A 13,543-nucleotide genomic window follows, 5' to 3' on the forward strand; every position below is an offset into this window, starting at 1 on the left:
TCACCCGACCACCTTGGCGGCCTCGCGCCTTGCCTTCGCCACCAGTGCGGCGACCGCGCACGACGCGAGACGCGTCGACAGCGAATCCGCGCGGCTCGTCAGAATGATCGGCACGCGCGCGCCGAGCACGATGCCCGCCGCGTCAGCGCCGGCCAAAAACGACAGGCTTTTCGCCAGCATGTTGCCCGCTTCGAGGTCCGGCACCACCAGTACATTGGCGCGTCCCGCCACCCGGGATTCGATCTTCTTGATGCGCATGGCTTCGAGGCTGATCGCGTTGTCGAGTGCAAGCGGACCGTCGACGAGACCGCCGGTGATCTGCCCGCGGTCCACCATCTTGCATAACGCCGCCGCTTCCACCGTCGATGGAATCTTCGGATTGACGCTCTCGGTCGCGGACAGGATCGCCACGCGGACTTCTTCAAATTTCAGCGCGTGCCCGAGATCGATCGCGTTCTGCAGGATGTCGACCTTTTCTTCGAGCGTCGGCGCGATGTTGATCGCGGCGTCGCTGATGATCAGCGCGTTCTCGTACGCGGGCACGTCCATCACGAAGCAATGGCTGATGCGCCGCTCGGTGCGCAGGCCGGTGTCACGGCGAATCACCTCGGCCATCAGTTCGTCGGTGTGCAGGCTGCCCTTCATCATGGCCTCGGCCTTGCCTTTGCGCACCAGTTGTACGGCTGCGGCGGCAGCGGCATGGCTATGCGCTGCATCAACGATCGTGAAGTCCGAGATGTCGATGCCGTGCTCGGCGGCGATCGCTTCGATACGGACGCGCGGCCCGACTAGAACCGGCTCGATCAGGCCCATGCTCGCCGCTTCGACGGCGCCCTGCAGCGAACTCTGGTCGCACGGGTGCGCGACCGCTGTCGGCATCGCCGGCAGCGTCTGGCAGAACTCGATCAGGCGCTGATACTTCGCGTGCTTTTCCATCGGCTTATTCCTCGTGTGTACAACCCGTTAGATTCGTGACGCGCGATGCGCCCGGCTTACCTGCGCCGTGCTTACCGTTGCGTCACGCTTGCGTCCGGCCGCGCAACGCGCCGCTCGTTCACATGCGCGTGGGGTCAGGCAAACGGGCGTCGCGCTTGCGATTCACCCGCGAACCCAGCACCGCGCGGATGCGTTCGAACGCGTCCTTTTGCGCGGCGTCGGGCGACGCGTTCAACACGCGCTCATCGCTCGCCAGCTTGTCGAGCAGTTGCAGAAAGCGCTCGCGGTCCTCGCTATGGGAAAGCAGCTTAGGCAGCGTCGCAATCGCCTTGTCCGGTTCGAGGCTGGCGATGATTTCCTGCTCGCCCCGGATGCGCCGCCAGTGATCGCTACTGATGTCAGGCAGGTACTCCGCGTAGCTTTCGGCGATCTCCTTGCGCAGCTCGTAGCGCGCGAGCGGCAACGATTCGCCCCTTCGCGACAACAGGAAGGCCGCGCGCGCGAGCGCCTCCGTGTAGCCGCCGTCGCCGATCGCATCCAACACCGTGCGCACGAACGGCAGCTCGCGCGGATCGATCGCGCCGGCCTGCGCGGGCGCGCCATCGGCCGCGGGCTTGCTCAGGTACGTCGCATACAGATTCGCGTACACGCTGAAGAAGCTGGCCTCGGTCGCCGCGTCACGCATCGCGCGGTAATAGTCGAGCGACGCGCTGATCATTTGCGAGCCGTTGTGTTCGAGCTTGCTCCACGGGTTATCCGCGCCGGCCCGCTGACGATTCTCACGCACCGATTGCGCCGCCGCCGGCAGCCACCCAAGCCACGGATTCATCGCGGAAACGGCCCAGCGCTGCCAGCGCAACGGATGGAACTGGCGCAGCATGCGGGCGCTCGTTTCGTTCGACATCGCCTGCACGAACGGCTGCGCGAACAGTTCGTACATGCGCTGATTCATATCGGACACCGCCGCGACCGCTTCGAACGGCTTTTCGTCGATGCGGCTGAAGCGGTTCAAGCGCGCGGCAATCTCCTCGAGCCGCCGCTCATGAAATTCCACTTCGTAATCGAGCTCTCCGGCCGCGTTGCGGGTCTCGTTGATGGCCATGCCGTAGAGTCCCGGCGGAAACGTCTCGATGGTCTCGAGCACGGAGACGATCTGCCTGTGCTCTTTCTTCGCGACTTTGCCGGACACGAAAATGCCCAGATGCCCGATGTTCTGGTGCGTCAGACCGACGATCACCTGGCCGCGCGCTTTGATCTCCTCGGTACTGCCGTACAGGTCCGCCACCCAGTTGAACGCCTGTTGAGGCGGCGTGATGTTGTCGCCCATCGACGCGAACAGGATGATCGGCGAGCGGATTTCACGCAGATCGAACGCCTGGCCGCTGCTGTTCGTCACACCGCCCGACCACAGCTTGTTGCCGACGAACAGGTTGCGCGTGATCCATTCGATCTCTTCGCGATTCATCAGGTAGTAGCTGCCCCACCAGCGCTCGAATTCCAGAAAGCGCGGCGGTTCGGTATCGACGTTCGAGTACAGGTGGTAGTACTTGTCCCAGAACGTGTTGGCGGGGTTCAGGTTCTCGAAGTTCTGCACCAGATACGCGCCGTCGAACTTGCCGTTGCCGAGATCCGCCGCGTACGACGCGAGCCACGCGCCGCCCAGCATGCCGCCCGAATAGCGCATCGGGTTGTCGCCCTCGCCTTCGCTCCAGGCGGCGCTCCAGTACGACATCGGCGCACCGTTGATGACGATCGGGCCGGTCTCCTCGGGGTCGGAGCTGGCGAGCATCATCGCCGCCCAGCCGCCCTGGCAATTGCCGATGATCGCGGGCTTCGGACTGTCCGGATGCAGCGCCCGCACCTTGCGCACGAAGCGCTGCTCGGCATTGCACACGTCGAGCAGAGTTTGACCGGGTTCGGGGTCGCGAAAGAACACCACGAAGTAGACGGGATAGCCCGCGCGCAGCGCGATGCCCGCCTGCGAATCGTCCTTGAAGCCGCCGATGCCGGGGCCGTGGCCCGCGCGCGGATCGATGATCAGATACGGGCGCTTGCGCACGTCGACGCCCACGCCTTCGAGCGGACGAAGTTGCAGCAGCGCATAGTTGACCGGCCGCTCGAACGTGCGGCCGTCGAGCAGCATGTCGTACTCGAAATGCAGCACCGGCGTCGGACCGCTGACGCTGCGTTCGACGAATTCGTTGCCGCGCCGGTATAGCGTGTCCCAGAAGAGCAGCGAACGCTGTGCGGCATCCACCGTGTATTGCCACGCGCTGAGCGGATCGAATGGCGCGGGCATCGCGCTTGCAGTCGGTGCGCCATCGTGATCGAGGCCGAGCGTTTCGGTGACCCGTTCGTTCAGATGCTGCTGCGCGATTTGTGTGCGCTTTTGCAGCACGCGGGTGATTTTCGAGGCAATGTCCTGGCTTTGTGACAACAGCGTTTCAGCGTCCATCGGAAGACTCCTGAAAGGTGCGCGTCACGATCGCTGCGGACGCACGCGCCGTGCATCGATTGAATCGTGGATTTGGCCCTGGCCTGTGGCAATCGGACCAAGGTCTTATTATGCGCGCGACCCGACGCTGCACCCGGGTTCGGGCGCTGTGCGTGTCGAAGTGACGCAGCGCGACGCGTCATTGCGCGGGGCTCGCCTGCACTGCGGCGGCGATATCGCGGCTCACCGAGGCGAGCGCGCGATCATGCGCGGCGATGATCGGCTCGAAGCCGGGACCGGACACGCTCTCGCGAGCGACCGAGCGACCGGTGACGGCGCGGAGCTTGCCGGGCGGCCGTACGGACCACAGCACGTCGACCGTGACGTCGCGCCCCGCCACGGACTCGAAGCGCATCACGTCGATCCGCACGCGCCAGACGACGGACGGATCGCGTACCGCATCGAACACCGAAATCTGCTGCGAGTTCAGCAGTGCGCCGAGATCGGCCGCGATCACACGGCCGATGTCGCCACCGAGCGGCTGCGCCCAGCGGTCGAACTCGTTGACCTCGACCTCGTTGTTGCCGATCCGCGTGACGATCTGCGGCCGGTCCACGATCTCGGGAATCGTGACCGGACCGATCACGGCCGCGATCGGCCGGCTCACGCCGGTGCCGCTCAGCGATTCCTCGGGGCTCAGCGTGTAGAAGTTCGTCGCCGGCGACTTGCAGGCGCCGAGCAGAGCGGCGGCGAGCGCGAGCATCAGGCAGGCCGTGAGGCGGGCTAAAAAGCGGACCGTCGCATCTGTCATGGCTTCTTGCCCTCCGACTTGCCGCGCACGAGCGACTCCGGATGCTGCGCCAGATAGTCGGACAAGGTGCGCAGCGACGCCGCGGTGCGCGTCAGTTCACGCATCGCGTCCTCGGTCGACTGCTGCAGCGACGAATCCGGCTGCAGCGCGGCATTCGCCGAATCGAGCGTGGATTGCGCCGACAGCAGCGTGTCGAACGCTTTCGGCACGATCTGGGTATGGAGCTGCCCGAGCATCGCGTTGGTGGTGCGCAGCGTCGAGCGCGCGTCCTTGCCGATATCCTCGAACGGGATGTTGTTGATCTTGGTCAGCAGACGCGTGACCGAGTCCTGCAGCGATTGCAGCGTGCGCGGAGTCGCCGGCATTTCGGGCGGCGTCTTGGTCCAGTCGATCGACGCCTTCGGCGCGTCGGGGAAAAAATCCACCGCGAGATAGAGCTGGCCCGTCAGCGGATTGCCGCTTCTCAACTGGAAGCGCAAGCCTCTCTCGACGAGGAAGTCCGCGAGCGCGCGCGGGTCCGCGGCAAGCCGTCCGCCGTCGCCAGCGCCGTCGTTCCGATAGCGCGACGTGAACCGCTCCGGATAGAGATTGATCTCGACCGGAATGCTGAACTGGCGCGTCTTCGGATCGAAGCGCGTGTAGATCGCCGTCACTTCGCCGATCACGACACCGCGGAAATCAACAGGCGCGCCGACCGTCAGACCCCGTACCGAATCGGTGAAATTCACCACGTACTTGTCGACGATGCGATCGTGCTGCTCCATCGCGTCGGCGCGCCTCGGGTACAGCTCGAACCGCGTGCCGCTATCGGCGCTCGTCTCCACCTGCGATCCCGGCGGCGATTCGAACGCGATCCCGCCGATGATGATCGACACGATCGACTGCGTTTCGAGGCGCAAGCCGTTGCTGTCGAACGACATGTCGACACCGCTCGCGTGCCAGAAACGCGTGTCGGTTCTCACGAACCGGTCGTAGGGCGCGTTGACGAACACCTTCACCGTGACGCCACGGCCGTCCGGGTCCAGGTGGAACGACGAGACCTGGCCCACCTGGATTCTGCGGAAAAAGACCGGCGTGCCCACGTCGAGCGAGCCGAGTCCAACTCCGTGCAACGTGTACTCGTGCCCCGGCACGTCGCTCGCGATCGCGGGCGGCTCCTCGAGGCCGACGAAACTGCGTCGTGCTTTCGGCGAATTGCCGACATCGACGTCGATATACGAGCCCGACAGCAGCGTGCCGAGCCCCGACACCGTGCCGCCCGAAATGCGCGGACGCACGACCCAGAAGCGCGTGTTGTCGACGAGCAGGTCCGACACGTCACGCGTCACCTCGGCCTTGGCCACCACGCGTTTGTGGTCCGGCGTCAGCGATACCGCTTCGACCACGCCGATGTCGACGTCCTTGAACTTGAGCTTCGTCTTGCCTGCTTCGAGACCGTCGCCGGTCTTGAAGCTGATGCTGATCTGCTCGCCGCGCTCCATCACCGCCTTCACCGCGAGCCAACCGCCGATCAGGATCGCGACGATCGGCACGAGCCAGACCAGTTGCATCCGCCAGCGCGAGCGCGGTACCGGCTCGGCGGCGGGCAGCTCGGGCTCTTCAGTCGGAGTGGACACGTTCGGTCTCCATAGCGTCCCACATCAGGCGCGGATCGAAGGCCATCGCGGCGAGCAAGGTCAGCACGACGACCGCGCCGAACGCGACCGCCGCCGGGCCGGCCTTGATCGTCGCGAGCGCCTGGAACTGCACCAGCGCGACCAGCATCGTGATCACGTAGATATCGAGCATCGACCAGCGCCCGATCAGCTCGATCAGCCGATAGATCCGCGTGCGCTGCCCGGGCAGCCATTGCCAACGAAGCTGCGTGGACAACGCGAGATAGCCGATGCCGAGAATCTTCAGCATCGGCACGGCGATGCTCGCGATGAATACGAGCACCGCGAGCGGCCACGAGCCCGATACCCACAGATAGACCACGCCGCTCAGGATCGTGTCCTTCTGCGAACCGAACAGCGAACTCGTGTCCATCACGGGCAGCACGTTGGCCGGAATATAGAGCACCATCGCGGCGACCAGATACGCCCAGGTCCGCGACAGGCTCGCGGGCTTGCGCTGATGCAACGGCGCCTTGCAGCGCGGGCAGACATGCTTGCCCGCGCCGCCGGGCTGCTTGAGCAGCAGGCCGCATTCTTCGCACAGCACGAGCCCGTAGGCAGACGCCGTGATGGCGTTGCGGCGCACGCGGATCGGCGGCAATTGCCAAGCTTGCGCGCCATGCGCCGCCGTGATGCGCGACCACACCTCGCGCGGATCGAACGTCGCCGCCGCAGCCGCGAGCAGCAGCATCAGCGCGATGAACGACCACAGCGCGGTGCCCGGCACCACCTTCGCGATATGCGCGAGCTTGACCAGCGCGACCAGCAGACCGAGGATCAGCACCTCGGTCATGCCCCACGGCCGCGCGAGCTGAAACACGCGAAAGAACTCGACCGGGCGCCACGGCGCGCGCCCGAAGTGCAGCGGCAGCAGCAGCCACAGCATCGCCGCGGTTTGCAGCACCGGCGTGACGATCGTCGTGAGGCCGACCAGCAACGCGAGCGGCCACGCGCCGTGGGTGTACAGCATGCGCACCGAACCCGCGAGCGTCGTCTGTACGATATTGCCGTTCAGCGACAGACCGACGATCGGAAACGCGTTCGAGATCACGAGCAGCACCGCCGACGCGCACGAGAATGCGAGCGCATACTCGGGCCCGTTCGAGCGTCCGCGCCTGAGCTCCGCGCGGCAACGCTGGCAGCGCAACGCATTGCCGGCGGCGGGCGGCGCGCCGAGCTGAAGCAGGTCGCACTCTTCGCACGCGATCAGCTCGTTGCCCGTCATCTCGCCTCCACTGCACCCGACGTTCCACCCGGCGCGGTCAAGTTCTGCGAGACCGGCGCCATCGCTGGCGACGCTTGCGGCGCGGTCGGCGGTGCAGTCATTTTTTCCGCCTCGGCCACCCAGCCGCCGCCCGTCGCCTTGTAGAGCGTGACGTACGAGGCCAGCACCGCGCCTTGTGTCTGCGCATAGCTCAATTGCGCGTTGAACAGGCTGCGCTCCGCATCGAGCACTTCGATATAGCTCGTATAGCCGCCTTCGTAACGCTGCCTCGCGAGGTGCGCATACGTGACCAGCGCTTCGACCTGAAGGTTTTGCGCATCGAGTGCCTGATGTGTCTTCTGCACGGAGAGCAACGAGTCCTCGACCTCCTGAAACGCCACCTGGATCGCCTTTTCATACGAGTACAGCGCTTCCTGTTGGCGCGCTTCGGCCTGATGCACCTGGCCGGTGATGTTGCCCGCCGTGAAGATCGGCTGCGTGACGCTGCCCGCAAACGACCACGCGCGCGCCGGTCCGGTGAACAGATTCGAGAACTGCGCGCTGACCGAACCGAACAGCCCGGTCAGCGAAATCGATGGGAAGTACAACGCGCGCGCCGCGCCGATCAGCGCGTTTTGCGCGACCAGCGTCTGCTCGGCCTCCAGCAGATCGGGACGGCGTTCGAGCAGTTCGGACGGCAGCCCCGCGGGAATCGGCGGCGTGCCCATCTGCGCCAGCTCACGGCCGCGCAGAATCGCGCCGGGATTCCTGCCGATCAACACCGACAACGCGTCTTCCTGCTGGCCGATCTGCGCTTCGAGCTGCGGCACCGTGACCAGCGCGGCTTGATACTCCGACTGGCTTTGCGCGAGTTCCATCTGCGAGACCTCGCCGTAGCGGAAACGCGCCTCGAACACGCGCACCGATTCCGCGCGGCTTTGCACGGTCTCCTTCGCGATCTCGAGCTGCCGGTCCAGACTGCGCAGATTGATATAGGCCGAAGCGACCGAGCTGACCAGCGTCAGAATCGTCGCGCGGCGGCCCTCTTCACTGGCGAGCAGATTCGCGCGCGCCGCCTCGGTTTCGCGGCGCACCTTGCCGAACAGATCGAGTTCCCAGGACACCGCCAGGGTCGCTTCGAACTGGTTGTAGACGGGGCTCACGCCCTTGGGCACCGTCACGGCTTCGACCTGCGAGACGCGTTGGCGCGACGCCTCGGCGCCTGCCGAGACTTGCGGGAACAGCCCGGAACGCGTGGTCACGAACATCCCGCGAAACTCGTCGACCCGGGCGGCCGCGACTTTCACGTCGCGGTTGTCCTGCAGCGCGGTGGCGATCAGCTGATCGAGCACTGGGTCCTGAAACTGCTCCCACCATACGGCGTTGGCGATGCCCGCGGCCTCGCCCTGGGCGAAGCGATAGGTGGCTGGCACCTCGACCGGCGGGCGTTGGTAGTTGGGGCCTAGCAGGCATCCGCTCAGCGCGAGCAGCATGACGCAGGCGAGCAGACGGGTCGGTGCCGCGCCGCGCATGTCATTCACCTTGCCGCGGCGCGGACGGCGCCTCGCTCGACGCACCGGGCCCGGCCACCGCCGAGGGCTCCCGTCCCGCGCCGCCACTGTGCTGCGCGTCCGGCTTCGACTTTTTGCCTCCCTTCGAGCGCGAGGACATCGATTCGAGCAGGTAATAGAACATCGGGATGAAGAACACCGCGATCGCCGTCGCGCCCAGCATCCCGCCGATCACACCCGTGCCGATCGAATGGCGGCTGTTCGCCGATGCACCGGTCGCGATCGCGAGCGGCACGCAGCCGAGAATGAACGCGAGCGAGGTCATCACGATCGGACGCAGCCGTTCTTCCGCGGCGGTCATCGTCGCGTCGAGGACCGATGCGCCGCCCTCGCGGTTGAGCACCGCGAATTCGAAGATCAGGATCGCGTTCTTCGCGGCGAGCGCGACCAGCATCGTCAGCCCGATCTGGAAGTAGACGTCGTTGGACAGCCCGCGCAGCATGATCGCGAGCAGCGCGCCGAAGAGGGCGAACGGCACCGCCATCAGCACGCCGAACGGCAGCGTCCATTTCTCGTACTGCGCGGCGAGGATCAGGAACACCATCACGAGACCGAACACGAACACGAGCCCGGAGGTGCCGCCCGACTGCCGCTCCTCGAACGCTTCGCCGCTCCACGCGACGTCGTAACCGTCGGGCATCTGCGCGGCGAGCTCTTCGAGCGTGGAGATCACCTGCCCGGAGCTATAGCCCGGCGCGGCATTCGCCGTGATCTTGACGGCCGGGAAGTTATTGAAGCGGGTGACGAGGTCCGGGCCCGTCACATAGCGGTAGGTCGCCAACGCCTTGATCGGCACCATCGTGCCGTTGGTGCTGCGCACGAAGATCTGATCGAGATCGGTCGGCTTCAGCCGATATGACGGCTCCGCCTGCAGGATCACCTGCCACAGTCGGGCCGAGCGGTTAAACTGCGACACGTACAGCGAGCCGAACATCGTCTGCATCGCGCTATAGACGTCTTCGACCGGCACGCCGAGCGTCTCCGACTTGTCGCGATCGACGTTCACCATCAGTTGCTGCGACGACGCATTGAAAGTCGAGGTCACGCGAGTCAGTTCCTTGCGCGCCCGCGCTCTCTGCAAAAACTGCTCAACCACGCCCGCGAGCTGCGAGATGTTGCCGTCACCCTTGCTCTGAATCCACACCTCCGTGCCGCCCGTCGTGCCGAGCCCCGGAATCGACGGCGGATTGACCGGCAGTACGATGCCCTCCTGCACGTTCGAGAAGTACTTATACGCGTCGAGCAGAAGCGCGCGCGCATTCTGCGTCCTGATGTTGGCCCGCGTGTAGCGTTCGTCGAAGCTCTTCAGGCCGACGAAGAATGTGCCGGCATTGTTCTTGTTCTGACTGTCGAGCAGGCTGAACCCATCGATCGTGGTGATGCTGCCGACCCCTTCCCGCTCCTTGAAGTAGTCGGTGATGCGTTGCGATACCTGGCCGGTGCGGTCGAGGCTCGCGGCGTCCGGCATGATGACCGCGCCGAGCAGATATCCCTGGTCCTCGGGCGGCAGGAACGCGGACGGAATCGAGCGCACCATCAGCACCGAGAGCGCGATCAACGCGACGAAGAACACGAGCCCCATGATGCAGCGCTTGATAATGACTTTGACCGCGCGCGTATAGCCCGCCGTCATGCGGGCGAACTGATTGTCGAACCAGCGGAAAAAGCCCTTCTTCTCGTGGTGCGCGCTCTTCAGCAGCAATGCGGCGAGCGCCGGCGACAAGGTCAGCGCGACGATGCCGGACAGCACCACCGAAATCGCGATCGTGATCGCGAACTGCTTGTACAACTGCCCGGTGATGCCACCGAGAAACGCAACCGGCACGAACACCGCGCACAGCACCAGCACGATCGCCACGACCGGTCCGGCGACTTCGTCCATGGCCATTTTCGAGGCTTCTTTCGGCGACAGTTTGTGCACCGTCATGTTGCGCTCGACGTTCTCGATCACCACGATCGCATCGTCGACGACGATGCCGATCGCGAGCACCATGCCGAACAGGGTCAGCATGTTGATCGAAAAGCCCACCAGCAGCATGAACATGCAGGTGCCGACGATCGACACCGGCACCGCGACGATCGGAATCAGCGTCGCACGCAGGCTTTGCAGGAACACGAACACGACGATCACGACGAGCACCAGCGCTTCGAAGAACGTGTGGATCACGTCCGAGATCGACGCCCGCGTGAACTCGGTCGTGTCCATCGCGATCTCGTAGGTCATGCCTTCGGGAAACGACTTCTTCAGCTCCGCGAGCGTCTTGCGCACCTGCTTCGACACTTCGAGCGCATTGGCGCCCGGCTGCTGATACACGGCCAACACCGTGGCCGGCTTGCCCTGGAAGCGGCTGCGAATCGAGTAGTCCTTCTGGCCCAGCTCGGCGCGGCCGATGTCCTTCAATCGCACGATCGCCGCGCCGCCGCTCGCCGCGCGCACGATAATGTTGTCGAACTGCGACGGCTCGGCGAGGCGCCCCGTGGTCGTGACCGCGAACGACTGCTGCACCGCCGAGCCCGTTGGCGACTGCCCGATGCTGCCGACCGCGAACTGCTGGTTCTGGTTCGCGACGACCTTCTGCACGTCGGCGGCCGTCACGCCCAGTTGCGCCATTCGATCCGGCTTCAACCATATTCGCATCGCGTAGTCTGGATTACCGAATATGGACGACTGGTTCGCGCCGGGAATCCGCTTGATCGCGTCGAGTACGTAGATGTTCGTGAAGTTCGCGATGTAGGTCGCGTCGTAGCGGTCGGTGGGCGAATAGACCGCGATCACCATCATGAATGCCGACGACTTCTTCTGGACCTGAACGCCTTGCGACTGCACCGAGCTCGGCAGTTGAGGCAGCGCGAGATTCACGCGGTTCTGCACGTCGACCTGGGCCAGTTCGGGATTCGTGCCGATGTTGAAGAACACGTTGAGCGTAAAACTGCCGGTCGACGAACTGGACGAGTTCATGTAGATCATGTTGTCCGCGCCGTTGACCTGCTGCTCGATCGGCGCGGCGACGTTGTTCGCGACGACCTCGGCGCTCGCGCCCGGGTAAGTCGCGGACACGGTGATCTGCGGCGGCGTGACGTCCGGATATTGCGCGACCGGCAGCGCGAACATCGCAATCGCGCCGCCGAGCGTAATGACGATCGAGATGACCGACGCGAAAATCGGCCGGTCGATGCAATAGCGCGAGATGTTCATGTGGGCGCCCCGTCACTCGGCGGCGGGCGCCGCTGCCGCGCCACTTTGCGATGCAGCCGTCGCCACGGCCGCCGAGTCCTTGGCCGCCGGCAGCTCCTTGACGATCTTCAGCTGCGAATCCGCGGTGACGCGCAGCGCGCCATCCACGACGATGCGCTCGCCCGCCTTCAGTCCATCGGACACGAACCAGTTGTCGCCCTGCCACTCGCCGACTTCGATGACCCGCTGATGCGCCTTCGCATCGTTACCCACGACCCACACGAAGTGACTCTTCGCGCCCTGCAACACCGCGCGCTGCGGCACCAGCGTCGCGTTGGGCCGGATCGCACCGCCGACGCGGGCCTTCACGAACTGCCCCGGACGCAAGGTGTATTTCGGGTTGGCGAAGGTCGCGCGCACGAGGAAGGTTCCCGTTTCCGTGTTGAACGCCGGGTTCGCGAAGTCGATCTGGCCCTGCTCGGCATAGGGCGTGCCATCGGCGAGAATCAGATGCACGGAGAAATTGTCGTTCGGCGGAAAGCGCAGCCGTCCGGCCGCGATTTCGTCGCGGTACTTCAGCAGCTCGTTCTCGGAGATGCTGAAGTTCACCCACATCGGGTCGAGCTGGTACACGTAGGTCAGCAAGCTGCTGTTGCCGGTTGCCGTCACGTAGCTGCCATCCTGCTGACGCGCGAAGCTCGACAGCCCGTTCAGCGGAGACTTGATCGTCGTGTAGCCGAGGTTCAGCTGCGCGGTATCGACTTCGCCCTGCGCGGCGAAGACCGCCGCGGCGCTTTGCTTCTCGTTGCCGACAGCGTCGTCGAGATCCTTCTTGCTCAACGCGTTCTGCGCCGCCAATGGTTGCACGCGCGCGAGATTGGCCTTGGCGACTTCGAGACGCGCCTGCTGCTGGGCCAGTTGCCCTTTCGCGGTCTGCAGCGCGGCCTCGAACGGCTTGCGGTCCATCTGGAACAGCGTCTGTCCCGTCTTGACCAACGTGCCTTCGGTGTACATGCGTTTGTCGAGGAAGCCGTCCACCCGCGAGCGGATCTCGACTTCGCGCGAACTCTGGGTTTGCGCGGTGAATTCGAAGTCGACCGGCGTGTCCTGCTGGACGACCGTCATCACGGTCACTTCCGGCACGGCGGCCACCTGCGGTGGCGCTTCCTTCTTGCACGACGCGAGCAGCGTGAGCAGCGTCAGTGCCGCGACGACGGCGAGCAACGGGAGAGGGCCGCGAGAATCCGGCCGCGGCGAGGCCAAACATACGGGTACGGTTTTCATCGCGCACTCCGCCTGATTACAAAGGCGTGCAGTTGCCGAACAGCACGAAGGCATCGTTTCTGTTCGCGATCATCAGCGTCATCTCGCCGTCCGTCGAATCGACGGCCAGCGTCCAGCCAAAGCCCATCTCATTGCCAAGCATCACGAGCTGATCCGCCTCTTTGGTAACCGAGAGCATCGGCGTCGTGTGCGCGGGGCCGACGACCGCGCGTTTGTCGAAGTCGAGCGTGAGGAATTTCGGCAGACCGAGATCCGCGGGCAACGCGCGCGTGCAGGCGATCCCCGGATCGCAGGCGTGCGCGTCGATCGTCGCGCACATCAGCCGCTTGCTGCCGTCGAAGTCCGCCGCGTCCACCTGCATCGCGGCGGCACCGAGAAGAATCGCGAGACAAACCGAAATTGATTTCATCACTTGCGCTCCCGCTTTTATCCCTGAACGCTGCAGCGCTCCGCGCGGCGCAGCCGGCGTTCGG

General features: G+C 65.0%; 9 protein-coding genes. All 9 read right to left on the reverse strand.

Translation table 11 applies throughout. The annotated features are described in order from the left end of the window. Positions 1–936, reverse strand: a complete 936-nt coding sequence (locus tag AB3X86_RS31950; RefSeq protein WP_368599053.1) for a phosphate acetyltransferase — start codon at positions 934–936, stop codon at positions 1–3. Positions 937–1,054: 118 nt separating this feature from the next. After that, positions 1,055–3,391: a DUF3141 domain-containing protein gene (locus AB3X86_RS31955; RefSeq protein ID WP_368599054.1), complete on the reverse strand. Its 2,337-nt coding sequence runs from the start codon at positions 3,389–3,391 to the stop codon at positions 1,055–1,057. A gap of 178 nt (positions 3,392–3,569) precedes the next feature. After that, positions 3,570–4,181, reverse strand: coding sequence for a membrane integrity-associated transporter subunit PqiC (locus AB3X86_RS31960; protein ID WP_368599055.1), 612 nt, complete (start codon positions 4,179–4,181; stop codon positions 3,570–3,572). Further along, entirely contained in the window at positions 4,178–5,797 is a 1,620-nt protein-coding gene (locus AB3X86_RS31965) for an intermembrane transport protein PqiB (protein ID WP_368599056.1), read from the reverse strand. Before AB3X86_RS31965 ends, AB3X86_RS31960 begins: the two co-directional genes overlap by 4 nt. Beyond that, on the reverse strand, positions 5,781–7,061 hold the full coding sequence (locus AB3X86_RS31970; RefSeq protein WP_368599057.1) for a paraquat-inducible protein A: 1,281 nt from the start codon (positions 7,059–7,061) through the stop codon (positions 5,781–5,783). The genes AB3X86_RS31965 and AB3X86_RS31970 overlap by 17 nt, the downstream gene beginning before the upstream one ends. Further along, the gene (locus AB3X86_RS31975; protein WP_368599058.1) at positions 7,058–8,572 is read right to left on the reverse strand and encodes an efflux transporter outer membrane subunit; all 1,515 of its coding nucleotides are present in this window, start codon (positions 8,570–8,572) and stop codon (positions 7,058–7,060) included. Before AB3X86_RS31975 ends, AB3X86_RS31970 begins: the two co-directional genes overlap by 4 nt. A 1-nt stretch (position 8,573) precedes the next feature. Then, positions 8,574–11,807 (reverse strand): efflux RND transporter permease subunit, encoded by a 3,234-nt coding sequence (locus tag AB3X86_RS31980; protein ID WP_368599059.1) that lies wholly within the window; start codon positions 11,805–11,807, stop codon positions 8,574–8,576. A gap of 12 nt (positions 11,808–11,819) precedes the next feature. Continuing rightward, complete coding sequence (locus tag AB3X86_RS31985; RefSeq protein ID WP_176120522.1) at positions 11,820–13,070, reverse strand: efflux RND transporter periplasmic adaptor subunit; 1,251 nt, start codon at positions 13,068–13,070, stop codon at positions 11,820–11,822. A 16-nt stretch (positions 13,071–13,086) separates the two neighbouring features. Next, positions 13,087–13,479 carry a hypothetical protein gene (locus tag AB3X86_RS31990; RefSeq protein ID WP_176368485.1) on the reverse strand — a complete coding sequence of 131 codons (393 nt, stop codon included), beginning with the start codon at positions 13,477–13,479 and terminating at the stop codon, positions 13,087–13,089. Positions 13,480–13,543 lie beyond the last annotated feature (64 nt).

Source organism: Paraburkholderia sp. BR14374 (assembly GCF_040948685.1).
Classification (GTDB): Bacteria; Pseudomonadota; Gammaproteobacteria; order Burkholderiales; family Burkholderiaceae; genus Paraburkholderia; species Paraburkholderia youngii.